The 25,543-nt window shown below is 72.2% G+C and carries 20 protein-coding genes; 7 read left to right on the forward strand and 13 right to left on the reverse strand.

Annotated elements, in window-relative coordinates; translation table 11 throughout:
• Positions 1-130 precede the first annotated feature (130 nt).
• Positions 131-2,350: a thiamine pyrophosphate-dependent enzyme gene (locus ACIBH1_RS22390; protein ID WP_397315771.1), complete on the forward strand. Its 2,220-nt coding sequence runs from the start codon at positions 131-133 to the stop codon at positions 2,348-2,350.
• A 3-nt stretch (positions 2,351-2,353) separates the two neighbouring features.
• Here the strand turns inward: ACIBH1_RS22390 and ACIBH1_RS22395 are convergent, their stop codons facing one another.
• A complete protein-coding gene (locus tag ACIBH1_RS22395) occupies positions 2,354-4,015 on the reverse strand; it encodes an LLM class flavin-dependent oxidoreductase (RefSeq protein ID WP_397315772.1) in 1,662 nt (553 codons plus the stop codon).
• Between the two features lie 155 nt (positions 4,016-4,170).
• Here ACIBH1_RS22395 and ACIBH1_RS22400 point away from each other — a divergent pair, with 155 nt between their 5' ends.
• Positions 4,171-5,388 (forward strand): MFS transporter, encoded by a 1,218-nt coding sequence (locus ACIBH1_RS22400; protein WP_397315773.1) that lies wholly within the window; start codon positions 4,171-4,173, stop codon positions 5,386-5,388.
• Positions 5,389-5,408: 20 nt separating this feature from the next.
• Here ACIBH1_RS22400 and ACIBH1_RS22405 read toward each other — a convergent pair whose 3' ends face one another.
• Both ACIBH1_RS22405 and ACIBH1_RS22410 read right to left on the reverse strand, forming a co-directional pair.
• On the reverse strand, positions 5,409-5,966 hold the full coding sequence (locus ACIBH1_RS22405) for a helix-turn-helix domain-containing protein (protein ID WP_397315774.1): 558 nt from the start codon (positions 5,964-5,966) through the stop codon (positions 5,409-5,411).
• A complete protein-coding gene (locus ACIBH1_RS22410) occupies positions 5,966-6,622 on the reverse strand; it encodes a hypothetical protein (RefSeq protein WP_397315775.1) in 657 nt (218 codons plus the stop codon). The genes ACIBH1_RS22405 and ACIBH1_RS22410 overlap by 1 nt, the downstream gene beginning before the upstream one ends.
• Before the next feature lie 68 nt (positions 6,623-6,690).
• Here ACIBH1_RS22410 and ACIBH1_RS22415 point away from each other — a divergent pair, with 68 nt between their 5' ends.
• Positions 6,691-8,316 (forward strand): ABC transporter transmembrane domain-containing protein, encoded by a 1,626-nt coding sequence (locus tag ACIBH1_RS22415; protein WP_397315776.1) that lies wholly within the window; start codon positions 6,691-6,693, stop codon positions 8,314-8,316.
• On the forward strand, positions 8,313-10,040 hold the full coding sequence (locus tag ACIBH1_RS22420; protein ID WP_397315777.1) for an ABC transporter ATP-binding protein: 1,728 nt from the start codon (positions 8,313-8,315) through the stop codon (positions 10,038-10,040). The genes ACIBH1_RS22415 and ACIBH1_RS22420 overlap by 4 nt, the downstream gene beginning before the upstream one ends.
• On the opposite strand, the gene ACIBH1_RS22425 is transcribed toward ACIBH1_RS22420, so the two are convergent.
• From ACIBH1_RS22425 to ACIBH1_RS22435, 3 genes are read right to left on the reverse strand one after another with little or no spacing between them, the layout of a single operon-like run.
• Positions 10,007-11,125, reverse strand: coding sequence for a magnesium and cobalt transport protein CorA (locus ACIBH1_RS22425; RefSeq protein ID WP_397315778.1), 1,119 nt, complete (start codon positions 11,123-11,125; stop codon positions 10,007-10,009). The two genes, ACIBH1_RS22420 and ACIBH1_RS22425, sit on opposite strands and share 34 nt — an antisense overlap.
• Positions 11,113-11,589: a nuclear transport factor 2 family protein gene (locus tag ACIBH1_RS22430; RefSeq protein WP_397315779.1), complete on the reverse strand. Its 477-nt coding sequence runs from the start codon at positions 11,587-11,589 to the stop codon at positions 11,113-11,115. Before ACIBH1_RS22430 ends, ACIBH1_RS22425 begins: the two co-directional genes overlap by 13 nt.
• 7 nt (positions 11,590-11,596) lie before the next feature.
• Positions 11,597-12,451 (reverse strand): amidohydrolase family protein, encoded by an 855-nt coding sequence (locus ACIBH1_RS22435; RefSeq protein ID WP_397315780.1) that lies wholly within the window; start codon positions 12,449-12,451, stop codon positions 11,597-11,599.
• A gap of 58 nt (positions 12,452-12,509) precedes the next feature.
• Here ACIBH1_RS22435 and ACIBH1_RS22440 point away from each other — a divergent pair, with 58 nt between their 5' ends.
• A complete protein-coding gene (locus ACIBH1_RS22440) occupies positions 12,510-13,229 on the forward strand; it encodes a M50 family metallopeptidase (RefSeq protein WP_397315781.1) in 720 nt (239 codons plus the stop codon).
• Here ACIBH1_RS22440 and ACIBH1_RS22445 read toward each other — a convergent pair.
• Entirely contained in the window at positions 13,192-13,653 is a 462-nt protein-coding gene (locus ACIBH1_RS22445; protein WP_397315782.1) for a hypothetical protein, read from the reverse strand. The two genes, ACIBH1_RS22440 and ACIBH1_RS22445, sit on opposite strands and share 38 nt — an antisense overlap.
• Positions 13,654-13,759: 106 nt before the next feature.
• Here ACIBH1_RS22445 and ACIBH1_RS22450 point away from each other — a divergent pair, with 106 nt between their 5' ends.
• Positions 13,760-15,472: a serine/threonine-protein kinase gene (locus ACIBH1_RS22450; RefSeq protein WP_397315783.1), complete on the forward strand. Its 1,713-nt coding sequence runs from the start codon at positions 13,760-13,762 to the stop codon at positions 15,470-15,472.
• Positions 15,473-15,476: 4 nt separating this feature from the next.
• On the opposite strand, the gene ACIBH1_RS22455 is transcribed toward ACIBH1_RS22450, so the two are convergent.
• Entirely contained in the window at positions 15,477-16,865 is a 1,389-nt protein-coding gene (locus ACIBH1_RS22455; protein ID WP_397315784.1) for an MFS transporter, read from the reverse strand.
• 78 nt (positions 16,866-16,943) lie between these two features.
• On the opposite strand from ACIBH1_RS22455, the gene ACIBH1_RS22460 reads away from it, so the two are divergent.
• The gene (locus ACIBH1_RS22460) at positions 16,944-18,317 is read left to right on the forward strand and encodes an aldehyde dehydrogenase family protein (RefSeq protein WP_397315785.1); all 1,374 of its coding nucleotides are present in this window, start codon (positions 16,944-16,946) and stop codon (positions 18,315-18,317) included.
• Here ACIBH1_RS22460 and ACIBH1_RS22465 read toward each other — a convergent pair.
• From ACIBH1_RS22465 to ACIBH1_RS22485, 5 genes are read right to left on the reverse strand one after another with little or no spacing between them, the layout of a single operon-like run.
• Complete coding sequence (locus tag ACIBH1_RS22465; RefSeq protein WP_397315786.1) at positions 18,289-19,239, reverse strand: winged helix DNA-binding domain-containing protein; 951 nt, start codon at positions 19,237-19,239, stop codon at positions 18,289-18,291. The genes ACIBH1_RS22460 and ACIBH1_RS22465 overlap by 29 nt on opposite strands.
• A gap of 7 nt (positions 19,240-19,246) precedes the next feature.
• The gene (locus tag ACIBH1_RS22470) at positions 19,247-21,262 is read right to left on the reverse strand and encodes a DUF3488 and transglutaminase-like domain-containing protein (protein WP_397315787.1); all 2,016 of its coding nucleotides are present in this window, start codon (positions 21,260-21,262) and stop codon (positions 19,247-19,249) included.
• Complete coding sequence (locus ACIBH1_RS22475) at positions 21,259-22,338, reverse strand: DUF58 domain-containing protein (protein WP_397315789.1); 1,080 nt, start codon at positions 22,336-22,338, stop codon at positions 21,259-21,261. Before ACIBH1_RS22475 ends, ACIBH1_RS22470 begins: the two co-directional genes overlap by 4 nt.
• Positions 22,339-23,334 (reverse strand): AAA family ATPase, encoded by a 996-nt coding sequence (locus ACIBH1_RS22480; RefSeq protein ID WP_397315790.1) that lies wholly within the window; start codon positions 23,332-23,334, stop codon positions 22,339-22,341.
• Positions 23,335-23,341: 7 nt separating this feature from the next.
• A complete protein-coding gene (locus ACIBH1_RS22485; protein WP_397315791.1) occupies positions 23,342-25,522 on the reverse strand; it encodes a hypothetical protein in 2,181 nt (726 codons plus the stop codon).
• Positions 25,523-25,543: the final 21 nt, after the last annotated feature.

Genomic DNA, 25,543 nt, shown 5'->3' on the forward strand with positions numbered 1-25,543 from the left:
TATCTTCAGTAGACGCCTGAGAAGCCGGATTGGTTGAAAGGTCTGACAACCTGTTATTAATTCCTGTCAAACCAAGCCGGGCACAACATGTCACCTCGCAAGTACCCTCAGGGCATGCATAATCGGGCATGTGGCGCGCGACACTGTTGAGACTCAGTTCATCCAGGCGGTTGAGGCGCTGAGCGCGGGCGTGTCCCGTGGCGCCCGTGAGCCGGTCCGCGAAGGCACGACGCTCACCGGCGAGGAGGCCCGCAGACTCTTCCAGTTCCAGCTCGGCAGCCGGCTGCTCGATGTGGCGGCGCGGTGGTTGCGCGAGCAGAACGAGGGCTTCTACACCATCGGCTCCTCCGGGCACGAGGGCAACGCGGCGGTGGCCGCGGCCCTGCGGGTGAGCGATCCCGCCCTGCTGCACTACCGGTCGGGGGCCTTCTACCTGACCCGTTCGGCGATGGCCGACCGCCTGCCCGAGCAGGGGTTGCGCGATGTGCTGCTGGGAATGGTGGCCTCGTCCAAGGAGCCTGTCTCCGGCGGCAGGCACAAGGTTTTCGGGCATCCCGATCTGGCGGTCATCCCGCAGACCTCGACCATCGCCAGCCATCTGCCCCGGGCGGTGGGTGTCGCCTTCGCCATCGAGCGGGCCCGCGCGCTCGGCCTGCAGTCGCCGTGGCCGGCCGACGCCATCGCGGCGTGCAGCTTCGGCGACGCCTCGCTCAACCACGCGACCGCCCAGACGGGGCTGAACACCGCTTCCTACGCGACCTATCAGGGTCAGGCGGTGCCGATCCTGTTCGTCTGCGAGGACAACGGCATCGGCATCAGCGTCAAGACGCCCAGGGGCTGGGTGGAGGCCGCCGCCCAACGGCCGGGGATCACCTACATCCAGGCCGACGGCTGCGATCTGGCCGCCGCCTACGACGCCGCCCGGCGTGCCGTACGACACGTGCGTGAGCAGCGCGCGCCGGTCTTCCTGCACTTGTCGACGGTCCGGCTGATGGGTCACGCGGGCTCGGACGTGGAGTCGGCCTACCGTACGGCTCGCGAGATCCGTTCCGATCTGGAGCGCGACCCGCTGGTGGCGACGGCCAGGCTCCTCGTCGAGTCGGGGCAGGCGACCGCCGACGAGCTGGTCAAGTTGTACGAGTCGGAGCGCGAGCTGGTGCTGCGCATGGCGCTCGAGGCCGCTCGCAGCCCGCGGCTGGGTTCGGCCCGCGAGGTGATGGAGCCGCTCGCGCCGCGCAAGGCCGATCTCATCGCCAAGATCGCGCCGGTGTCGGCGGAGCCGGCGGCGCGCGAGCGCACGTTCGGCGGGGCGCTGCCCGAGCGCGGCAAGTCCGTGACGCTCGCGCAGGCGATCAACCACACGCTGGCCGACACCCTGTCGGTCTATCCCGAGATGATGATCTTCGGGGAGGACGTCGCCAAGAAGGGCGGCGTCTACGGCATCACCCGCGGGCTGCAGAAACGTTTCGGCCCCGGCCGGGTCTTCGACACCCACCTCGACGAGCAGGCCATCCTCGGCCTGGGGCTCGGCGCCGGGGTGGCGGGGCTGCTGCCGGTCCCGGAGATCCAGTACCTGGCCTACCTGCACAACGCGCTCGACCAGATCCGCGGCGAGGCGGCCACGTTGTCGTTCTTCTCGAACGGCGCGTACGTCAACCCGATGGTCGTCCGGGTGGCCGGGCTCGCCTACCAGAAGGGATTCGGCGGGCACTTCCACAACGACAACGCCATCGGGGCACTGCGCGACATCCCGGGCGTCGTGATCGCGGCGCCCGCCCGTCCCGACGACGCCGCGGCCATGCTGCGCACCTGCCTGGCCGCCGCGCGCACCGCGGGCTCGGTCTGCGTCTTCCTGGAGCCGATCGCGCTCTACCACACCCGCGATCTCTTCGACGAGGGCGACGGCGGCTGGCTCGCGCCGTACGTGCCGCCGAACCGGTGGGCCGAGACCCACGTGCCGATCGGGCGGGCGCGCTCCTACGGCGACGGGCGCGACCTGACCATCGTGACCTACGGCAACGGGCTGCGCATGAGCCTGCGCGCTGCCGTACGGCTGACGCAGGAGGGTTACAGCTGCCGCGTGCTCGACCTGCGCTGGCTGGCGCCGCTCCCGATCGAGGACCTGATGCGTTCGGCCGAGCTCACCGGCAAGGTGCTCATCGCCGACGAGACGCGGCGCAGCGGCGGCGTGGCCGAGGGCATCGTGGCCGAGATGCTCGACGCCGGCTTCACGGGTGCGATCGCGCGGGTGACCTCGTCCGACAGCTTCATCCCGCTGGGCGACGCCGCCGCGCACGTGCTGCTGTCGGAGGAGGAGATCGAGCGGGCCGCGCGCAAGCTGTTGACGTAGGGATCAGTAGGGGCTGGCCGCGCCGAACATCTCGGTGACGCGGGACGCCAGCGTCATGTCCCCCTTGATCCTGATTTTTCCCGACATGAGGAGGCCGGCGGGGTTCGTCGTCCCGGCGATGATCCGCAGGAAGTCAGCGGCCCGCAACTCCAACCGCAAGGCCGGCGACCGGGTGGCGCCGCGGAAGGCCCGCGCCCGCGAGCCCCTGACCATCAGGGTCCACGTCTCGGCGGGCTGCAGCGCGAACTCGATCGCCCCCTGGAAGCCCGCCGACCTCGACTCGTCGAAGGACCTGGCCATCAGCGCGAACATCACCCGCTGCTGGCGCGGCCCGAACCACCGCTCCAGGTCGGTGTCCTCCCGCCCCGACACGAGCCTGGCCAGCGCGTTCTGCCCGCCGCGCCTGGCCCGCTTGCGGGCGCCCGACCACACCTCGCGCGGATGCGGCGCCCCCCGGTGTCGGATGCGCGCCGTCTCGGCCGTCTCGTCGATCAGGTACGGCGAGGCGAGCGTCCTGGCCGGTGAGCGCCTGGCCATGGCCGCCTCGATCGCCGGGGCGAGCCGCTCGGCCTTGGCCCGCTCCTTCGCCTCACGCTCCTCGGCGAAGACGGGCAGCACCTTCTTGCCGAACAGCTCCAGGCTCTCGCAGATGTGCTCGTGCCGGTTGGGTCCCGCCTGCAGCACGAAGATCATCTGGTCGACGCCGGCTTCCTCGTAGCGCCTGATCAGCTCCACGAGCTGGGCGGGGCTGCCGAGCGCCCCGGCGAGGGGGTCGGTGCCGCGCGCCCCGAGATGGGGCCGGTCCCGGGAGAAGTCGTCCCAGATGCTCCCGTGTCCGGGCGCGTGCTCACCCTGCCCGTAGTAGTGGGCCAGGGCGTAGGCGAAGAACCCGGCGCCGAGCCCGCCTCGCTCGCGGGCGACCGCGGGGTCCTCGTGGCACATCATCGGCAGCACGCAGGCCAGATTGGGGTTGACCGCGAAGCCCGCGGGCACGCACTCCTCGGATTCGAGCAGCCGGTAGTACTCCTGCGACCACTGCCGCGCCTCCTCGGGGTGCACGAAGGCGAACGACAACGCCCCGATCCCGTTGCGGGCGGCCAGCAGGATGGTCTCGCGCCGCGAACACGCCACCCAGAGCGGAGGGTGCGGCTTCTGCACCGTCTTCGGGATCACGTTGCGCGGCGGCATCTTCAGATGCGGCGAGTCCCAGCCCGCGAAGGGCTCCTCCACGAACATGCGGGTGATCGCGTCGAGCGCGTCGTGCCACATCTCCCGCTTGCGGTCACGAGGCACCCCGAACCCGCCCAGCTCGGCCGCGGCGCTGCCCTCCCCCGTCCCGAAGTCGACGCGCCCACCGGAGACCAGATCGAGCGTCGCCACCCGCTCGGCCACCCTCGCGGGATGGTTGACCGGCGGCGGGATCTGCACGATGCCGTGGCCGAGGCGGATGTTGCTGGTGCGCTGGGAGGCGGCGGCCAGGAAGACCTCGGGCGCCGAGGAGTGGGAGTACTCCTCCAGGAAGTGGTGCTCGACCTCCCAGACGTAGTCGAACCCCATCCGGTCGGCCAGCTCGACCTGGTCGAGCGCGTCGGCGTAGAGCCGCTGCTCGGTGCCGCCATCCCAGGGGCGCGGTAACTGGTGCTCGTAGAAGATTCCGAACCGCACCTCAGGCCTCCCGGACTAGGTCAAGGTCCACGGCTCGACCGTCTCCCGAACTGGATTCGACGTCAATAGACCGCCACCAGAGGGTTGTCAGGCGGCACCTTACGCCGCTAGTCTCGTCAGGCATCCCCTGACATCCAATCGCAAAAGAGGCACCCGTGTGGCGTAACCGCGACTTCCGGCTGGTCTGGGTCGGGCACACGCTCTCCGACTTCGGCAGCGGCGTCTCCCAGCTGGCCTTCCCGCTTCTTGCGCTGGCACTGACCGGCTCCCCCGTCGTCGCGGGCCTGGTGGGGGCCGCGCGTGCAATGCCGTACCTGCTCCTGGGGCTGATCGCGGGTGCGCTCGTGGATCGCTGGGACCGCAAGCGGGTGATGATCGTCTGCGACCTGTGCCGCGCGGTCAACATCGCCACGATCCCGCTGGCGTTGTGGCTGGGCGAGCTGGGGGTCGCGCACCTGGTGCTCACGGCCTTCCTGGGCGGCGTCTTCTACGTGTTCTTCAGCGCGGCCGAGGAGAGCTGCCTGCCGAACGTCGTCGGCAAGGAGCAGCTCACCGCGGCGGTCTCCGCTCGCGAGACCGCCTCCTCCACGGTGAACGTGGTCGCGCCCACGCTCGGGGGCGCCTTGTTCGCGCTCGGGCGCGGGTTGCCGTTCGTCGCCGACGCGCTGTCCTACCTGGCCTCGGCCCTGTGCCTGTCGTTCGTGCGCGCCCCGTTCCGGCGCGACGACGCGCCCCCGGCCGCGGGCGGCGACCTGCGCGCGGAGATCCTCGACGGCCTGCGCTGGTTGTGGAACCACTCCGCGCTGCGCCTGATCGCGGTCACGGGCGCGGGCCTGCAGGTCGCCATCTCCGGCATCGGCCTCGTGGTGATCGTCTCGGCCCGGCAGGCCGGGGCCTCTCCGGCGGCGATCGGGGTGATGTTCACCGCCATCGGCGTCGGCGGCGTGGCCGGCGCCGTCGTCGCACCCTGGGTGAAGAAGCGCCTGGGCCTCGGCGGGATGTTGCTGTCGGTTCTGTGGGCGCAGGCCGCGTTGTGGGTCCTCATGGCCTTCTCCACCCATCTCGTGGTGATCGCGGTGATTCTCGGGCTCTTCACGGTCTCCATGCCGCTGTTCGGCATCGCCGTCCTCAGTTACCGGCTCGAGGTCACCCCCGACCATCTCCTCGGGCGGGTGGGCACCGCCTTCAGCATGCTGATCTGGGGCGCCACGCCGATCGGCACCGTCCTGGCGGGCTGGCTGCTCGATCGGCTCACCCCGATGACGACCTCGCTCGTGTTCGCCGGATGGGTGGTGGCGCTCTCCGCCGTCGCGAGTCTCGGCAGGGGCCTGCGCAGTCTCGGGCAGCGGGTGGACGACGCCGCCACGGGTTAGGCACGGCGACGACAGGCCCGTCAGCCGAGGTCGGCCGGAGAGGCGATTACCACCGTCACGTCGGCGGCCCAGGCGGCGGTGCGGTAGGCGTGGGGTGCGTCGCCCGCGAACGCCAGCATGTCCCCCGCCTCCAGGTCTCGCAGATCCTGCGCCGGTCCGGCCCGCAGCGTGCCCGAGGCGACCAGCAGGTGCTCGACCGTCCCCGGCGCGTGGGGCACGCCTTCGACGGTCGTATCCGCGGGCAGGCGCAGGCGCCACAGTTCGAGGCTGTGGCCGCCGCTGATGCGCCGCAGCAGCTCGCGCGTCGGCTCGTCGGGCGCGGCGGGGGTGGCGCGCAGGTGGACGGTGCCCGGCGGGCCGTCGCGGGTGAGCAGGTCGGCCAGGGGGATGGCGAGGGCGACGGCGATCGAGTCGAGCGTGTCGATCGTGGGGTTGGCCGTGCCCGCTTCGAGCTGGGAGAGGGTGGCCTTGCTCAGCCCGGTGCGCCTGGCCAGTTCGGCCTGGCTCATGCCGCGCTGCTGCCTGCGCTGCCGTACCTGGGCCCCGGCCGCGGCGGCGGCGCTGCTGCGGTTCGTCATCACGACGTCTCGGGCGAGGCGTGCGCGGCGGTGTAGGCGTGCGCGGCGGTGTAGGAGACCCGGGTGCGGCCCTTCCTGGCCTTGACGGCGGTGATGCGCACCCCGGCCAAGTCGCCCAGGCTGCCGACGTGGGTGCCGCCGCAGGGCGCGGCGTGCAGGTCGCCGAGCCGTACGATGCGGTGCCCGTCGCCGGACAGGTCGGCCGCGACCTTGAGGTCGTCGGCGATCGCCCGGTCGACGAACTCCTGCAGGCTCTCGGGGGCGGCGGCTTCGACGAGGGCGAACTCGACCTTGGCCTGGCCGGGGAAGTGGTTGCTTGCGGCCATGGTCCAGCCTTCGGCGCGGCCCGCCGCCTCGACGAGGTGACCGGCGGTGTGCAGGGCGGCGTGCAGGAGGCGCAGGTCGCGGTCGACGCGGGCGCGCACCCGCCGTCCGACGGCGAAGGCCCCGTCGACGACGACCAGGCCGCTGTCGTGGTCTTTGACGGGTCGCACCTCCTGCTCGCCCAGCCAGGCGCGGTCTGCGGGCTGGCCGCCGCCCTGGGGGTGGAAGATGTTGTCGCGCGTGGCCGCCCAGGTGCGGCCGTCGGAGGCGACGATCTCGGTGTCCAGCTCCGTGAGGTAGGTGTCATCGAGATACAGATTGTGCTGAACCATACGTTCACTATAACGAACGGTCACCCCTCGCCCAAGAGCGGGTCATGCCATGGCCTAGCGTGATCCGCATGAAGGCGGCCTTCCGGTATCTGTGCTGGCTGGCCTGGTCCCAGAAGGGCCGTGTCGCGCTCGGGGCGACACTGGGCTCGCTCTGGATGGTCGGGCTGACCCTCCCTCCGTACCTCCTCTCGCGGGCCATCGACGACGGCCTGGCCGCGGGCGACGCGAGCGCGCTGACCGCGTGGACCGGGGCGCTGCTGGCCACCGGCGTGGCCACCGCCTGGCTGGCGGGCATGCGGCACCGCACGATGACGAAGATCCGGATGGACGCCAACTTCCGCACCGTCGGCCGCCTGGTCGAGCAGGTGAACCGCCTGGGGGCCACGTTGCCGGGACGGCTGTCGGCCGGGGAGGTCGTGACGATCGGGATCGGCGACGTCATCACCATCGCGGCGTCGCTGACCGTCACCGGTCCCGGCGTCGGCGCGGTGATCAGCTGCGTGGTCGTGGCGATCCTGCTCCTGCAGGTCTCGGTGCCGCTGGCCGTGGTGGTGCTGGTCGGGGTGCCGGTGCTGGTCGTCACCGTCGGCCCGCTGCTCAGGGGGCACCTGCGGGTGCAGGGCGACTACCGCGACAGCCAGGGCGCGCTGGCCGGCCGCCTGGTCGACGTGATCGAGGGGCTGCGCGTGCTCAACGCCTTCGGCGGCAAGCAGGCCTACGCGGAACGTTTCCGTCACGACTCGGCTGGGCTGCGCGAGCAGGGCTACCGAGTGGCGGCGCTGACCAGCTGGATCAGCGCGCTGGGCACCGGGCTCCCCGCGCTGTTCCTGGCGGCGGTCACCTGGATGGCGGCCAGGCTCGCCGCCGAGGGCACGATCACCGTCGGCGAGCTGGTCGCCGTCTACGGCTACATCGCCATGCTGATCGTCCCGCTGTCGTTCTTCATCGAGGGCGGCTACCAGATCTCCCACGGCCTGGTGTCCGCCCGCCAGGTGACCCGTTTCCTCGCCCTCGAACCGGCCGCGCCGGGCACCGCGCCCGCCCCGGCGCAGCCCGCCTCCCTGCACGACCCGCTCTCGGGCCTGCGGGTCGCGCCGGGACGGTTGACCGGCCTGGTCAGCGCCCGTCCCGAGGAGTCGGCCGCGGTGCTGGAACGCCTCGGCGGGTTCGAGCCCGCCGCCACCTGGGACGGCACGCCGGTCGGCGACATCGCCGGGGTGCGCGCCCGCGTCCTGGTCGCCGACCACGACGCCGCCATCTTCACGGGAACGTTGCGCGAGGTGCTCAGCGGCCGTGACGATCACGACGACGAGAGCCTGCGCGCGGCCCTGCACGCCGCCGCCGCGCAGGACGTCGCCCACCACGGGCTCGACTCGGTGATCGAGGCGGGCGGGCGCAACCTGTCGGGAGGCCAGCGCCAGCGTGTACGGCTGGCGCGGGCGCTGCTGTCCGGCCCCGACGTCCTGCTGGCCGCCGAGCCCACCTCCGCGCTGGACGCCACCACCGAGGCCCTGGTGGCAGAAAGGCTCCGTACGGCACGCGCCGGACGCACCACGGTCGTCGCCACCACCTCCCGGCTCCTGCTCGCCCAGGCCGACACCGTGTGCCTGCTGCGCGACGGGCGTGTGGCCGAGACCGGCACCCACGACGACCTGCTCGGCTCCAGCCCCGCCTACCGGGCGGTGCTGGCATGAGCGAGAGCCTGCCCGTCGCCGGGCGCGAGCAGGTCAGGCGCGCAGCGGTGCGCCTGGTCAGGCAGGACCTGCGCGGCTTCCTCACCACGCTGGTGCTCAACGCCCTGGCGGCCGGGGCGGCGCTGGTCAGCCCGTGGCTGCTGGGCCGGATCGTCGACCACGTGCGCGCCGGGCAGCCTGTCGACGCGCTGGCGGCCTGCATCGTGGCGGCGGCGCTGGCCCGGCTGCTGCTGTCGCGCTGGGCCGAGCTGGCGGGCACCCGCTTCAGCGAGCGGGTGCAGGAGCGGGTGCGCGGGCAGTTCCTCGACCGCGTGCTCGCCCTGCCGTACGCGACCGTGGAGCACGTGCGCACCGGCGACCTGGCGGCCCGCGGCACCGCCGACGTGGCCCTGGTCGGACGGACGCTGCGCGACGCCGCCCCGGCCGTGCTCGTCTCGTCGTTGCAGGCGCTCTTCCTGGTGGCGGCGGTCTTCCTCGTCAACCCCCTGCTGGGCGCCTGCGGCCTGGCGGGGATGGCCGGGATGGTGCTGGCCTCGCGCTGGTATCTGCGCCGGGCCAGAGCCGCCTATCTGGAGGAGGGCGCCGCCCGATCGGCCCTGGCCGAGCAGCTGGCGGCCAACGCCGCGGGCGCCCGCACGATCGAGGCGCTCGGCCTGCAGGAGCGGCGGGCCGCCGGCGCCGCGCAGGCGGTGGAGCACAGCAGGCGTACCCAGCACCGCACGCTGTTCCTGCGCAACGTGCTCTTCCCCGCGGTGGACGTGTCGCAGGTGCTCCCGGTGGTGCTGGTCCTGCTCCTGGGCGGGCTGCTGCTGTCGGGCGGGCAGGTGAGCCTGGGCGCGGTCGTGTCGTGCGCGCTCTACCTGCTCCAGCTCAGCCAGCCGCTGGAGACGATCCTCATCTGGATGGAGCAGCTGCAGAGCAGCGGCGCCGCGTTCGCCCGCGTCGAGGGCGTGGCCGTACGCTCACCCGCGACGGTCGGCGCGCGGCTGCCGCAGGACGACCGGATCGTCGTGCGCGACGCGCACTACGCCTACGACGGCGACGACGTGGTGGCCGGGGTGGACCTGACGGTACGGCCGGGCGAGCACCTGGCGATCGTGGGCCCTTCAGGCGCGGGCAAGACCACGCTGGGCAAGCTCCTGGCGGGTATCGACCGCCCCCGCCTGGGCACGGTCACGGTCGGCTCGGTGCCGGTGGCGGACCTGCCGCCCGACGTGCTGCGCGAGCAGGTCGTCCTGGTCACTCAGGAGCAGCACCTGTTCCTGGGCAGCATCCGCGACAACCTGCTGCTGGCCGACCCGGCGGCCGACGACGCCCGCCTGGACAAGGCGCTGGCGACCGTCGGGGCCGACTGGGTGGAGTCGCTCGACGCGCAGGCGGGCCCGCTGGAGGGGGCCAGGCTGCAGCAGCTGGCGCTGGCCCGCGTCGTGCTGGCCGACCCGCACACGGTGATCCTCGACGAGGCGACCGCCCTGCTCGACCCCGGTACGGCACGGCGCGCCGAGCAGGCGCTCGCCGCGGTGCTGGAGGGCAGGACCGTCATCGCCATCGCCCACCGCCTGCACACCGCCCGCGACGCCGACCGGGTCGCGGTGATGGACGCGGGCCGCCTGGTGGAGGTGGGCACCCACGACGAACTGGTCACGGCGGGCGGCGTCTACGAGCGGTTGTGGACCTCCTGGGAGGGTGGTCAGAGCCAGTCGCGGCGTTTGAAGACGAAGTAGAGGATCACGCAGACGGCCCCCATGAGCATGACCGCGAAGGGATAGCCCAGGACCCAGTGGGTCTCGGGCATGAAGTCGAAGTTCATGCCGTAGATGGTGCCGACGAGGGTCGGCGCGAAGAGGATGGCCGCCCAGGCGGAGATCTTCTTGACCTCCTCGCCCTGCGAGATGCTGGCCTCGGTCATCTTGGCCATCTCGGCGTTCTGCGCCTGGGTGACGAGGGTGGCGTTGACGGTGAGGATGTCGTTGAGGTTCTGGCGGAAGTCGGCCACGCGCTCGGAGACGGTGATCGCGTGGTCGCTCACGTCGCGCAGGTAGGAGCGCAGGTCTTCTTCCGCGCCGTACTTGCCCGCGCCCGCGATGAGTCCCTCGATCATGGGGACCAGGGGGCGGGTGGCCCGCTGGAACTCGATGACCTCCTGCGACAGCTCGTACACGCGCCGGGAGACCGCGGGGTCGCCGCCGAACACCTGGACCTCGATCTCGTCGATGTCCTTCTGCAGACCGGCGACGACGGGCGCGTAGCCGTCGACGACGGCGTCGAGGATGGCGTACAGCACCGCCTGGGCGCCCTGTCGCAGCAGCTCGGGGTCGGACTCCATGCGGCGGCGGACCACGCCGAGGTCGGGCGACTCGGCGTGCCGTACGGTGATCACGTAGTTGGGGCCGACGAAGGCGTGGACCTCGCCGAACGCGACCTCCTCCTCCTCGTCGATGTAGCGGGCGGCGCGCAGCACGACGAAGAGGGTGTCGCCGTAGCGGTCGGCCTTGGGCCGCTGGTGGCCCACGATGGCGTCTTCGAGCGCCAGCTCGTGCAGGTCGAACTCCTCGGCGACCTTGGCCAGCTCCCAGTCCTTGGGGCGGTAGAGGCCGATCCAGGCCATGCTGCCGGGGGTGTTCTTGAGCGCGGCGAAGGCGTCGGCGAGGGAGCCGGGCGTGTCGATGCGGTAGCCGTCGACGTAGAGGGCGTTGTCGATCACGCTGGGGCGGTACGGGAGCTCGTCCTCCTCGCCGCGGGGGTCCATCGACTCCTCGGGGGCCTGCTCGCGCTGGCTGCCACGGAGGAAGCGGCTCACCCTTGCCATGCCACCTCCTCCAGAGCCTGCCTGGCCCTGTCACGGATGGTCTTGCGGAAGCCGGGGGTCCAGCCGAGGATCAGCCCCGCCGGCTTGCCCAGGGCGCTGCGCGACCAGTGCTTGAAGTCGAAGTCGTCGTGGTGGCGGATGATCTGCTCGTCCTCGAAGCGGAAGAAGGTCTCGATGGGGTTGTCGACCTCGCGGCCGGTGCCGGTGAAGGTGTAGTGGGCACGCCAGCGCGCGGTGGCGGAGCGGTCGTCGGCCGTCACGTCGTCGAACTCGGCGCGCAGCCCGCCGCGGCCCCCGAGCTGGAGCCGCCACATCGCCATCACCTTGTCGCGCCCCTCGACCTCCTGGAAGATCGGGTCGCCGAAGCTGACCTCGGGGTGGTACAGGGCTGCCATGGCGTCGAGGTCGCCACGGCTGAGTGCGTCGAAGAAAGCGCGTACGAGCGCCACATGCCGGTCGTTCACGTTCCTATCAGATCATGTCCGCACCATTGTCCCAGCACACGGCCCTCACCCAAGCCTCTCCGAGGTCGAGCCGGTCAAGGGCGTGCAACTGGTGGGCATACGGGTGAGGAATGTTCGGGAAATCGCTGCCGAGCACCACCTTCCCCGCCAGGCCGAGCTCAAGCAGTCGCGGGCGGAGCGCGGCCGGGAAGGGCATGCCGAGCTGGGCGAAGTCGGTGAAGGCCATGGTCGTGTCGAGGGCGACCCGGTCGAAGCGCCCGGCGAGGTCGAAGAACTCGGCGTACTCGGGCATGCCGAGATGGGCGATGACCACGCGCAGGCGGGGGTGCCGCTCCAGGACGGCGGCGATGGGCGACAGGCCGACGAATCCCCCCGGCACCGGCACCGAGCTGGCGTGCACGACCACCGGATGGCCGAGGTCGGACAGGAGCCCCCAGACGGGGTCGAGCTCGGGCAGGGCGGGGTCGAAGGCGCCCACCTGCAGATGGATCTTCCAGACGCGCGCGCCCTCGTCGAGCGCCTGCCGTACATAGGACAGCACGCCCGGCTCGGGATAGAAAGTCGCCGACGGCAGGCACTCCGGCACCTCACGGGCGAAGGCGAGGCTCCAGGCGTTGAGGTCGGCGGCCATGCCGGGCTTGTGGGCGTACGGCAGGGCGGTGAAGTGGCGCACCCCCATCGAGCGCAGCAGCGCGACCCGCTCCTCGACCGGCCACTGGTATGTCACCTTCCAGCCGTTCCCCATGAGCGGTCCGCCATGGTGGAAGTGATGCCAGACGCGGCGTTCCATCCGCTCGGGGAGGAAATGGGTGTGCAGGTCGATCAGTCCCGGCAGGCCGAGCGAACGCCACCAGGCCGGCACATCAGAATCATGTTCTAGGGCCACGACACGGACTTTACCGGGATAAGGTCATTTCTCGATGGACGAGCTCTGGGGCCACCTCACCGCGACACAAGACCCGCCCGCCGCCTGGGTCGGGCTCGTCGCGGCCCTGGCCGCGCTGCTGATCGTGGGCCTGCGGATCACCTGGCCGCTGTCGCGCGGGCTGATCACGATCGCCCACGAGGGCGGTCACGCCCTGGCGGCCCTTCTGACGCGGCGCAAGCTGCAGGGCATCAGGCTGCACTCCGACACCTCGGGCGTCACCCTGACCAGGGGCAGGCCCAACGGCCCCGGCATGGTCCTGACCGCCCTGGCCGGCTACGTCGCACCGTCGCTGCTCGGCCTGGCCGCCGCCTGGCTCGTCGCCGACGGCAGGATCACCCTGCTGTTCTGGGCGATCCTGCTGTTCCTGTTCTGCATGCTGCTGCTGATCAGGAACCTGTACGGCGGGCTGATCCTGCTGGTGACCGGGGGCGCGGTCTTCGCCCTGGCGACCTACCTCCCCGAGAACGGCCAGCAGTTCGCGGCGCACCTGGCCGTCTGGTTCCTGCTGTTCGGCGGGGTGCGGCCGATCATCGAGCTGCAGCGCAAACGACGCCGCAGGCAGGCGCCCGACTCCGACGCCGACCAGCTCGCCCGGCTGACGATCCTGCCGGGCGCCTTCTACGTCTTCTTCTTCCTGCTGGTCTCCACCGCCTCCGTCGCGGCGGGCGCCTGGCTCATGATCCTCCCAGCACTTGGCGTCCCTTCTCCGTGAGGTTGCCCTGAAGGTCGACCAGACCCTGCTCCAGGCGCTCCTTGAGCTGCTTGAGCGCGGTGACCGGGTCGTCGGAGTACTCCACCTTGTCCGGGTCGTAGACGCCTGACTGGCGCAGGCGCTGCAGCTCCTGCTGGGCCTGGTCGCGGCTCTCGGTGAGCTTGATCTTCAGGTTCTCGACCGCCTGACTGGCCGCGGCGGTGGCCGACGCGCGCAGTTCGGAGGCACGGGCCGACGCGGAGGCGGCCACGTCGGCGCCCTGCGACCTGAGCTCGGAGGCCCTGGCGGTGAGGCTGTCGAGGGCCGACGGCAGAGCGCTGGCCCCCTGACTGGCCCTGGCCTCGATCCCCTGCTGCTGCCCGGCCGTGCACGCCGCGGACAGGAGCCCGGCGACGGCCAGCGACAGCACGAACGTCTTGCGCATGAGTTATCCCCCCGAATAACCGCTGGTCAGATCCCAAAAACACCTATGCCCCCTCGTTTCCCACTAAAATCCCCCAGGGGCAGGGGGAGCACAGGGGGAACATCGAGTGCAGCCAGTCGACCACGCGCCCGGATACCGGGTGCTCGACGAGGCCGGGCGCGGCGGATTCGCCGTCGTCTACCGGGCCTACCAGGAGAGCCTCGACCGGGTCGTCGCGCTCAAAGTGCTGTCGGTCGACCGGGTCGACCAGCGCACCATGCGCAGGTTCCAGCGCGAGCTGCAGCTCACGGGACGGCTGACCGGCCACCCGAACGTCGTCACGGTCTTCGACACCGGCATGACCCGCTCGGGCAAGCCGTACATCGCGATGGACTACTTCGAGAACGGCTCGCTGCGCGACCGGGTCTCACGCGAGGGCGCGTTACCGGTCGCCGACGTGCTGCGGGCCGGGGTGAAGCTGGCCGGGGCGCTGGCCGCCGTGCACGAGGCGGGCGTGCTCCACGGCGACATCAAGCCGCAGAACATCCTCATCTCGCGCTACGGCGAGCCGGCGATCGCGGACTTCGGCGTCGCCAGGGTCGTCGACTCCTCCGAGGTCACCGCGTCGGGCAACGCCTTCACGCCGCTGCACGCCGCGCCCGAGGTGCTCAGCGGGCAGCCGCACACCGCCTCCACCGACCTGTACTCCCTCGGCTCGACCCTCTACCACCTGCTCGCCGGGCAGCCCGCCTTCCACAACCCGACGGACGGGTCGATCGCGCCGCTGATGTTCAGGGTGCTCAGCAACGAGCCGCCGCCGATCGCCAGGGCCGACGTGCCCGCGGCGGCCGTGCAGGCGGTGGTGCGGGCGATGGCCAAGAAGCCGCACGAGAGGTACGGCACGGCGCGCGCGTTCGCGCGGCGGCTGCAGGAGGTCCAGGCGGAGCTGGGGCTGCCGGTGACGGACCTCATCGGGTCCGAGCCCATGCCGGGCAGCGCCACCGTCCCCCGCCCGGCCGCCCCTGCCCCGGCGCCCGAACCGGCGCCCGAACCGGCGCCCGAACCGTTGGGCGGTCCGGTGCCGGGCGCGCCGCCGCGTTCCTTCGGGGCGGCCTCGGCGTGGTCCCCGGAGGCGTCCCAGGCACGCGGCACGTCCAGCCCGCCCCCCGCAGCGCCCGCCGCCCCCGCGCCCTTCCCGGCCCCGGTGAGCCCTCCGGTGTCGGCGAGCCCGGCGGCCCAGGGTCCCGCGCCCGCTCCTGCCCCGGTCCTCGATCCCATCCGTGCTCCCCTGCCGCACGCCCCGGTCCCGCCGACCGTGCCCCCGCGTTCCTCCCTGAGCAGGGCGGCCGCCGGCAGCCCGAGCGCTCCCGGCTCCAGACTGAAGGTGATCATCGGCGCCACCCTGACCGTCACGGTCGTCGGCGGCGCGGCCCTGGCCTTCCTCCTCACCCGAGACCCCGAGGCCCCGCCCAGGCAGCACCAGACCGCCCCCACCACGCCCGCCGCGACCACGAAGCCGGACCCGACGGTCGACGCCAAGGCCCTCGACGCCCTGCGCCCCCGCCGGGTGGCGGTCGTCGCCGACAACGGCGTGGCGGTCCAGCTCAGGTGGACGCTGCCGGCCAACGCCCGCTCCTACCCCGTCGTGGTGCAGCGCGCTCCCGCCGAGGACGGTCCCGCGCTGACCGCGCTGGAGCAGGGCGCCACGAGCACCCGGCTGTCGGGCCTGACCAAGGACGTGGGCTACTGCTTCCAGGTGGGCGTGGCGCTGCAGATCTCCGAGGAGAGCAAGGTCGCCTGGTCCAAGCCGGCCTGCATCAGGGGCGCCATCCCGCAGTGACGCCTCACCGCCCGGGCACCCGCCTGGGCAGGACGAGCACCGCCATCACGCCGAGCAGCACGATCACGAGCATGCCCAAGAAGACGTTGTGCACCGCCTCGGCCAGCGCCTGCCGTACCTGCTCCAGGCCCTCGCCGCCGCGTTGCAGCGCGCGGGCGGCCTCGTCGACCGAGCCGTGGCCGGCCAGGGTGGAGTTGGCGACGCCGGCCAGGACGGCGGTGCCGAGCGCGCCGCCGCCGATGCGGAAGAAGATCACGCTGCCGGTGACGACGCCGCGCCGTTCCCAGCCGACCTGGTTCTGCGCGCCGAGCAGCATCGAGACCGACAGCAGGCCGAGCCCCGCGCCGTTGACGAAGGAGCACACGCCGGCGTAGAGCACGCTGGGCCGCATGAAGACGAACATGATCGCGGAGATGAGGATCAGCGCCAGCCCGCACAAGGCGGTGTCGCGGAAGCCGATGCGCATGTAGAGCCTGCTCGACAGGGCCACCGAGATCGGCCAGCCGATCGACTGCACGGCCAGCGCGAAGCCGGCGGCGATGACGCCGGCGCCGAGCACGCCCTGCGCGTAGGTCGGCAGGTAGATGGTGGGCCCGACGAGCACCATGCCGACGACGGCGCTGCCGAGGAAGGAGCCGAGCAGGCCCCTGTCGCGCCAGACCCAGAGCGGGATGAGCGGTTCCTTGGCGTGCCGTTCCCACCAGCCGAACCCGGCCAGGACGGCCACGCCCGCCGCGACCAGCCACCAGGCGCCGTCCTGCAGCCCGAGCATGAGCGCGACCACCCCGGCGGCCAGCAGCAGGGCTCCGGTGACGTCGATGCGGGCGGGGCGGCGTTCGAAGTCCTCGGTGAGGAAGACGACGATCGCGGCGATGGCGGCGGCGCCGACGGGCAGGTTGGCCAGGAAGATCCAGCGCCAGGAGGCCAGTTCGGCCAGCACGCCCCCGACGGCGGGGCCGACGAGGGCGCTGACGCCCCACACCGAGGAGAGCAGCCCGCTGATCTTGCCGCGCTCCTCCAGGGGGTAGAGGTCGGCGGCGATGGTCTGGACGATCGACTGGATGGCTCCGGCGCCCACGCCCTGGACCACCCGGGCGACGATCAGGACGGGCATGCTCCAGGCGAGGCCGGCCAGCAGGGAGCCGACGAGGAAGATGACCATCCCGGTGGCGATCATGGGTTTGCGCCCGAACTGGTCGGCGAGCCCGCCGTAGATCGGCGTGCAGACGGCCTGGGCGAGCATGTAGCCGGCGATGACCCACGGGAAGAGGGAGAACTGGCCGAGGTCGCGGACGATCGAGGGCACCGCGGTGGCCACGATCGTGCCGTCGATGGCGGCCAGCGCCATGGACAGCATGAGCCCGGCCGCGACCGGCCCCCGCCTGGTGGTCATCCGTATCGTCAATTCCTTCCCGCGACACCACCAAGATCTCATATCCGAAGCCGCCCGTTTCATGACATCGGGTACGGCTTGGTCGTGAATGCCGACGTGCTGGTCGCCGATCTGCGCACCACCTTCAACCGCGGGCGCACCAAGCCGGTGACCTGGCGCGTGGAGCAGCTCAGGGCGCTGAACCGGCTGCTCAAACAGGAATCGGCGGCGCTGGAGCGCGCCCTCAGGGCCGATCTGGGCAAGAGTGCCGCCGAGATCTCCACGACCGAGACCGGCTTCGTGGCCAACGAGATCGGCCACGCGCTCAGGAACCTCAACACGTGGCTCAGGCCCGAGCGCTCGGGCGTGCCGGCCTTCATGCTGCCCGCCAAGGCCCGCGTGGTCCGCGAGCCGCTGGGCGTGACGCTGATCATCGGCGCGTGGAACTACCCGGTCCAGCTGACGCTCGCGCCGCTGGTCGGCGCGCTGGCGGGCGGCAACTGCGCGGTCGTCAAGCCGAGCGAGTTGTCGGAGCAGACCTCGGCGGCGCTGGCCCGCCTGCTGCCGAAGTACCTGGACCCCGAGGCGGTCAAGGTCGTCGAGGGCGGCGTGCCGGAGACCACCGCGCTGCTGGAGCAGCGTTTCGACCACATCTTCTTCACCGGGAGCGCGCCCGTCGGCGTGATCGTGATGACCGCCGCCGCCAAGCACCTGACGCCGGTGACGCTGGAGCTGGGCGGCAAGAACCCGTGCATCGTCGAGCCCGGCGTCGACCTGGCCGTCGCGGCCCGGCGCATCGTGTGGGGCAAGTTCCTCAACGCCGGCCAGACCTGCGTCGCGCCCGACTACCTGCTGGCCGTCGGCGAGGCCGCCACCGGACTGGAATCCCACCTGGCGGGCGCCATCAGGGAGATGTACGGTCCCGACCCGGCGGCCAGCCCCGACTACGGCAGGATCGTCAACGAGCGTCACTTCGACCGCGTCGCCGCTTTCCTGCGCGACGGCCGCGTGGTCACCGGGGGCCAGGCCGACAGGGGGAGCCGCTACATCGCGCCGACCGTGCTGGCCGAGGTCGATCCCGGCGCGCCGGTCATGCGGGAGGAGATCTTCGGGCCGGTGCTGCCGATCGTCGCGGTGCCCGACCTGAGCTCGGCCATCGCGTTCGTCAACGAGCGCGACAAGCCGCTGTCGTTGTACGCCTTCACCGATTCCGAGCAGTCGCGCCGCAGGCTGCTGGCCGAGACCTCGTCGGGCTCGGTGGGCTTCGGCCTGCCCGCCGCGCACCTGGCCGTGCCGGGCCTGCCGTTCGGCGGGGTCGGCGCCAGCGGGCAGGGCGCCTACCACGGGAAGTACTCGATCGACACCTTCACCCACGCCAAGGCCGTGCTCGACAAGCCGCTCAGCCCCGACACCTGGCGGCTGGCCTACCCGCCCATGGGTCACCTCAAGGAGCGGATGCTGCGCTTCCTGTGAGGAAGCGCCGCACGTCGGCCAGCTCGTCGTCGAGCGGCGGCAGCTCGGTGAAGGCGTTGACCTCGCCCGACCTGGTCCAGGTGCCCTGGATGACGCCGCCGACGAGGATCACCGCGCGGAGCATGCCGCCGCCGGGGAAGACCTGCTTGACGTGCTGCGGGGCCAGGATGCTGTCGCGGTCGCGCCAGCCCATCAGGTATTCGTCGAAGGCGGGCGCGAGGCGCACGGGGACCTCGGGGCCTTCCGCCGGCTCGCCGGAGGGCGGCCACGCCTTGCGCGCCTGGCCCAGCGGCAGGCCCGCCCAGGCCGCCAGGTCGTGCGGCTCGGCGGGCACGTGGGCGCGGCGGTAGCGCACGCCCAGCTCGGCCAGCGCGCGGTCGCGGTCGGGCTCGAAGGCGATGGGCGCGCCCAGCCAGTCGGCGGCGTGCACATAGGTGGGCTTGCCGTCGCGCGGCGGCCCGTGCACGGCCAGGCCGTGGGAGGCGGCCAGGCCCACGAGGTGCACGATGCCCTGACCGGTGGCCCGCCCGCCGAGCCGCGTCTCCAGCTCGGCCTTGGTCAGCGGGCCCTGGCCTTCGAGCGCGCGCTCGATGAGCGGCAGCAGGTCGTCGCCGGTGACGCCCTCCTGGCCCAGCCGCCGCATCGTGGAGGCGCGGCGGGTCGTGGTCAGGGACAGCAGCCAGGGCAGGTCGTCACGGTGAATGTAGTGGAGGGTGCCGCGCGGGCCCCAGGCGCGCACGATCTCGCGGCGCTCCACCGCCCGATCGACGTCGGCGACCGTCACCGTGGCCGAGCGGGCGCGGAAGGCCAGGTGGGCCGAGGGGAGGTCCTGCGCCTGGACGGCCAGCAGGTGGCGCACGATCTCGCCGGCGCCCAGGCCGTCGGGGCGATGCAGGAGCTGCGCTGCCGTGCGTTGTCTCACGCGGCCATCATTTCAGGAGCAGCCGACGTTTCAGCCGGGCCTTGAGCGGGGTGCTCCTGCGTACGGCACGGCGCACCGCGTCGCTGTGACGCCAGGCCTCGTCGGCCGCCGCGCCCGCCATGTCGTCGGGAGCGTAGCGCGCCACGTTCGACAGGTCCGCCAGCGGCTTGAGGTGGCGGGAGATCTGGCCGGGCTGCCGGGCGACGACCTCCTCGGCCGTCAGCGCGCGCTGCTGCCGTACGCCCAGGTCGTCGCAGGTCTGCTGCCAGGCGCCGAGCACCCTGCCCTCGGCGTCGGCGGCGGCCCTGCGCCGCCGCCTGCGCCACCGGGGCAGCGCCAGCGCGACCAGCCCGTAGAGCGCCGCCAGGGCGACCGGGACCGGCACCCACCACGGGCCGCCGTCTCCCGGCGTGGTCTCGGTGCTGTCGGCGCCGCCCTTGCTCTGCTTGGGCTTGTCTGTCGTGCCCTGAGTGAACTCCCCCTCCAGTTGCTGGCTCTCCTCGATCGCCTGGGAGACCACGTCGTGGTCGTCCTTGGCGCCGCTCTTGCCGGGTGTGGGGTAGAACGGGCGCCAGCCCAGGCCCTCGAACTTGATCTCCGCCCAGGCGACGACGTCTCCCGACATCACGTGAAACCTGCCGTCGCGCAGCTCGCCGGGGCGGAAGCCGACCACCACCCGCGAAGGCAGTCCCAGCGTCCTGGCCATCAGCGCGAACACCGACGCGAACTGCTCGGAGGTGCCGCGATGGGTGGTCTCCAGGAAGAACTCCAGGCCCTTGAGCGAGTGTCCCGGCGGCGCGGTCAGGTCGTTCTTGGCGTTCTCCCTGAGGTACTTCTGCAGCCGGTAGGCCTGCTTGATGGGCGCGTCGGCGCCCTCGGTGGCGCGCTGGGCCAGCCGGCGGAAGAGCTGCTCCTGCGGCCCCGGCGGGAACAGCAGCAGCTCGGGCTCGGCGGCCGGGCGGGCGTCGAGCAGGTCCTGCCTGCCCGGCTTGGCCAGGCGCGAGGTGACGCGGTAGGTGAAGCCCCTGGCGGGCTGCTCCGAGGCCAGCAGGGCCCCGCTGTCCGGGTCCACGATCAGGCCGGGCACCCCGTCGACCTCGCTGGGGCGTTCCACGGCGGGCAGCCAGGCGCCGGGCAGCCCGTCGAAGACGATCTCCTGGCGCACCGTCTCCGTCGCCCCGCCCCACTCGCCCTGCGGCACCCTGCCACCGGTCGGCTGGAAGCGGGCGCCCGAGGTCCAGCGCACGCCGTCGTACCTGTCGAGCACGGCCAGGCGCCAGTTCTGCGGCCGGTCGGCCTTGACGGTGAACAGCGGCCTGGTGGGCACCTGGAGCCAGGCCGAGACGCGGTCGAGCGGGCTGACGCCGTCGACGCGTTTCGGCGGCGGCAACTCGGCGTGCGTCCTGGGGTTGTACGGCTCGGCGGCGATGGGCAGCAGCGGGCCGGTCGCGTAGGCGGCCAGCGCGATCACCGGGATGAGGGCCAGGAGCCAGCTCACCGGGCGCTCGTCGCGGATCGTGGCCAGCAGCGCGCAGAGCACCAGCAGGGCCGCGCCCGTCGTCAGGTTCTCGCCCTCGCCGTCGACGCCCAGCAGCACCGCGACGCCGTACACGACGACAGCGGGGACGGCCGGGACGAGCCTGGCGCGGGTGCGGACGAGGATCTCGGCCGCGATCGTGGAGGCTACCCAGACCAGGGTGTGCACCAGCACCAGCAGCCGGGGCTCCGGCTGGGCGGGCAGCAGCGTGGTCAGCAGCGCCTGCCAGGAGTCGGCCAGGTCGCCCGGCAGGCCGAGCGGCAGGGCGCGATAGAGCGGGACCGTCGCGGCGAACCACAGGACCACGCCGCCGAGCAGCGACAACCACAGCGGGCGGCTCCTGAGCAGCAACGCCAGGAGCGGCGGCACCACGGCGGCGGGCGCGACCACGAGGAGCAGGTCGGGGGCGGGGAAGACCCGATGGAAGGCCCATCCCGCCGCCGCCGACAGCAGGGTGACGACCAGCAGGCCCAGCGGTGTCCTCATCGCTGCCTCCACAGGCCGGGCAGCTCCTCAAGGGAGGTCAGCGGCATCGTCGTCACGCCTGGCGCGCTCACCCGCTCCGCGCCGAGGACGACGCAGATCACCCGGTCGAAACGGCGGCGCACCCCGGCCAGGCGCGCGGCCTCGGCGGGATCGGCGGTGACGAGCACGAGCGAGCCTCCGCCGCGCGCCAGCCGTACGGTCTCGGCCACCGCCTTGTCCCCCGCCGTCACCAGCGCGAGCCGGTCCAGCACCAGGTCGGCGTCGGTCTTGGTCTCGGCGAGCGGTCCCTCGCCCGTCAGCAGGCGCACGGGGAAACCCGCGCGCGCCGCCGCCAGCGCGACCGAGGCCGCCACGTCGACGGCCGTCTCCTGCAGGGAGCGGGTGTCGAGCACGACGGTGGTCGTCGGCAGGCTCGCGTCGATGAGCTGGCGGACCATCAGCGTGCCGGTGCGGGCGCTCGACCGCCAGTGGATGTGCCGCAGGTCGTCGCCTACGACGTATTCACGCAGCGTGTGGAAGGTGACCGTGCCCGCAGGGGCGTTGTCACTGGTCGGGCCCTCCAGGTGGTGGGCGCGGCCCGAGGGGGCGACGGGCAGGGCGACCGTGCGGGGGCGCACCAGCAGCGTGGCCGCCGTGCCGTACTCACGCACCCGCCTGGTCAGGCCGAACGGGTCGGCGCGCACCAGGCGCAGCGGCCCGACCGGGATCTCGCCGCGCCGGTCGGTGGGCAGCGGATAAGTGATCACCTTGGGCGTGTTGCGCGGCAGGCGCGGCAGGTCCACGCCGTGCTCGACGTCGCCGAAACGGTCGTGGGCGCGCAGGCCGCTCAGCGCGAACCTGCCCACGTTGCGCACGTGCAGCACCGCCACCGCCGCCTCCCCGCGCGGCACCTTCAGCGGGGTGACCTCGCGGCGCACCTCCAGCCGGGGCCTGGGCGCGCTCCAGACCAGCGCCCCGGCCAGCGCGAGCAGGCCGCCGGTGGCCAGGACCGACAACTCGGGGTAGCCGAGCGCCGCGGCCAGCGTGTAGAGGAGGGCGGAGGCGGCCAGCGTGCCCCAGCCGAGCGGGGTCAGCATCTAGGCCGCCTGCGGCACCGGCACCCCGGCGAGGATCTCCCCCAGCACGTCAGGAGCCGTGCGGTCGTTCAGCTCCGCGTCGGGGGTCAGCAGGAGGCGATGGGCGATCACCGGGACCGCCAGCGCCTTGATGTCCTCGGGGATGACGAAGTGGCGCCCCGCCGCGGCCGCCTTCACCCTGGCCGCCCGCAGCAGCGCCAGGCTGGCGCGAGGGCTCGCGCCGAGCTTGGTGTGCGGGCTGTGCCGGGTCGCGGCCACGATCGCCACGATGTAGTCGTAGACCGGGTCGGCCACGAAGATCCGGGTCGCGAAGTCGATCATCCCGGCCACGTCGGCCGCCCTGGCCACCACCGGCAACTGCTCCACGGGCGGCCCCGACGGCATGCCCTTGAGCACCTCGACCTCGTGCTGGTGATCGGGGTAACCGACCGAGATCTTCATCAGGAACCGGTCGAGCTGCGCCTCGGGCAGCGGATAGGTGCCGTCCATGTCGACCGGGTTCTGCGTCGCGACCACCAGGAACGGCCGGGGTACGGCATGCGGCTCGGCGTCGACCGTCACCCGGCGCTCCTCCATGACCTCCAGCAGCGCCGCCTGCGTCTTCGGCGAGGCCCGGTTGATCTCGTCGCCGAGCACGATGTTGGCGAAGACCGGGCCCTGGTGGAACTCGAACTTCTGGTGCGCCTGGTTGAAGATCGACACTCCGGTGATGTCGCTGGGCAGCAGGTCGGGAGTGAACTGGATGCGGCGGTAGAGGGCGTCCACACTGGCGGCCAGGCTCCTGGCGAGCGTCGTCTTGCCGGTGCCCGGCACGTCCTCGATGAGCAGGTGCCCCTCGGCGAACAGGCAGGTCAGGGCGAGTTCGACGGCCTCGTGCTTGCCTCGGATGACACGCTCGATGTTCTGCGCCAGGTGCTGGAAACGCTGGGCGAAATGGGCCGCCAGCTCCTGCTGCTGGTAGGCATGGCTGGTCTGCTCGCCGTACTGGATGGACAAGGCTCTCCTAGTCGGTGCACTCGAACAGCGGGGCGGCGGGGAAGCCGCCTCTGGGCGTGCGCATCAGGGTGTCGCTGATGTACGCCGTGCCGCCGTTCCACTCGATGCGGTCCCAGATGTCGCTGGTCTCACCGGACTGGCTCTCGCTCACGGACTTGCCCCGGGCCTGGCAGATGACGGTGATCGACAGGTAGGTGCCCACGGGGATGCTGCCGCAGTCGCCCGATCCCGACGGGCTGCACCTGATCAGCGAGTTCGTCTGGTCGTTGTACGCGTTGGAGTAGGCGTTGCGTGGATAGGCGAGGTCGGCTGTCGCCGTGGCCGCCTCGGGGCTCTCCCCCGCCTCGTTCCTGGCCTTCAGCTTGAACTCGTACTGCTTGTTGTTGGCCAGCTCCCCCACGCTGAACGAGGTCTCCTTCAGCTCCTTGGACGCCGCCCCCGACAGCACGTAGGTCACGTCGTTGCCCGCGTTCGCCGGAGCCGACCAGCTCAGGTCCGCCCCCCGGTTCTTGGCCGTCGCCTTGAAGCCCGACGGCGCGCCGGGCGCGACGCAGGGACGCGCGCCCGCGCTCGGGTCGGACTCGATCTCGCCGCCCTCCCAGTGGGCGACCACGACGAACGTGTACTCCTTGGCGCAGTCGCCGCCCTTGACCTCGAACTGGAACGGCCCGTCGGCGTCGACCGACGAGGGCGTGACGTCGCCGCCCGCTCCCTTGAGCGTGTACTTGGTGACCTTGCCGCCGGTCGACGGGCTGAAGTTCACATCGATCCTGCCCGGTCCCGACCTGGCGCTCACCGAACCCGGTTTCCCCGGCGGCGTGGGTGTGGGGCTGGGGCTCGGTGACGGGCTCTGCGTCGGGGTGGGCGACTCGGTGGGCGTGGGAGTGGGGGTCGGCGACTCCGTCGGGGTCGGCGTGGCCGTGGGCGTCGGCTTCTTGGGCTTCTTCGACGGCTCGCCCTCGTCGTCCTCGGCCTTCTTGATCGGGTCGGGGCGGCCGGTCGGGTTCTGGTCGTGGTTGTCGCGCGTCGGTTCCGGCTTGGGCGTCGGCGTCGGCTTGGGGGTGTTCGTGGGCCCCGGGACGTCGGTGTCATCCTTGTCGATGGCGTGCTTGCGCCCCTCGGGGTCGATCACGACGGCCCGGTCGCCGCCCTGGTCGTTGGCCCACAACAGGCCGTCCTTGACGAAGACGTCCAGGGGACCCGGCTGGTCGGCCACCTGCAGCGTGGTGGGCGCGCCCTTGGCGGCGCTGTCCCACACGATGAGCCCGCCGGTGCTGGAGTCGGGCACGTAGATGCGGCTGCCGAGCACCTGCGGCACGCCCAGCTCCAGCGGGTCCGCGGCGGGGAGCTTGGTGGTCAGCACCGCGTTCGACATGGTGTCGATGACGACCAGCAGGCCGTCGGGCCCTGGCGACAGGAGCGGCACCAGGCTGCCCTCGGTGGTGGCGGGGGCCAGCACGCCGCCCTTGGCCGCCTGGGCGACTTCCTTGGGCAGGGCGATTTCGCCCGCTCCGCCGTCGGCGCCGATGACGACCGCCGTCGCGGCGCGGGTGTTGACGATCACGGGCAGGCCGCCGGCGATCGTGATCGACAGCTCCTCGCCCGGCTCGCCGACCTTGACCGGGCGCTCGGCCACGCCCGCGCTCACCGGTACGGCCTCGCCCTTGGCCGTGACGGGCACCCACAGGCGTCCGCCGCCGTCGATGCGGGCGGCTCCCAGCGGCCCCGGCAACGCGACCGGCGTGCCGACGGAGTTGAGCGTCAGCGGGTCGATCTGCTGGACCGTGCCCGACGGGTTGACCGCGTAGGCGCTCGGCCCTGACAGCACGAGCTGCAGTCCCGCCGCGCCGAAGTTGCGGGTCTGGGCGACGTTGAGCTGGCTGGGCTCGATGCGGCTGACGAACCCGGTGGACTCGTCGACGAGCAGCACGTTGCCGCCGTCCTGGACGACCTTGAGCTGTTTGCCCGCCTTGTGGTCGATGTAGCCGTCGACCTCACCGGACAGGCCGTTGACGTGCACGACCTTGCCGCGCAGCTGCGTCCATAACCAGGCGCCCACGTCGGCGAGCTTGGGGTTGGCGCTGGAGACGCCCACACCGAAGATCGCTGCTGCGACGACCAAGCCCGCGACGACTACGGCGGCGATCGTGGCCGTCGCTCTGTCCCCGCGGAGCGCACGGATCCCCATCCGTCACCCACCCCGTCAATA

Origin of the sequence: Nonomuraea sp. NPDC050663 (assembly GCF_044456985.1) — a bacterium.
In the GTDB taxonomy this organism is placed as follows: Bacteria; Actinomycetota; Actinomycetes; order Streptosporangiales; family Streptosporangiaceae; genus Nonomuraea.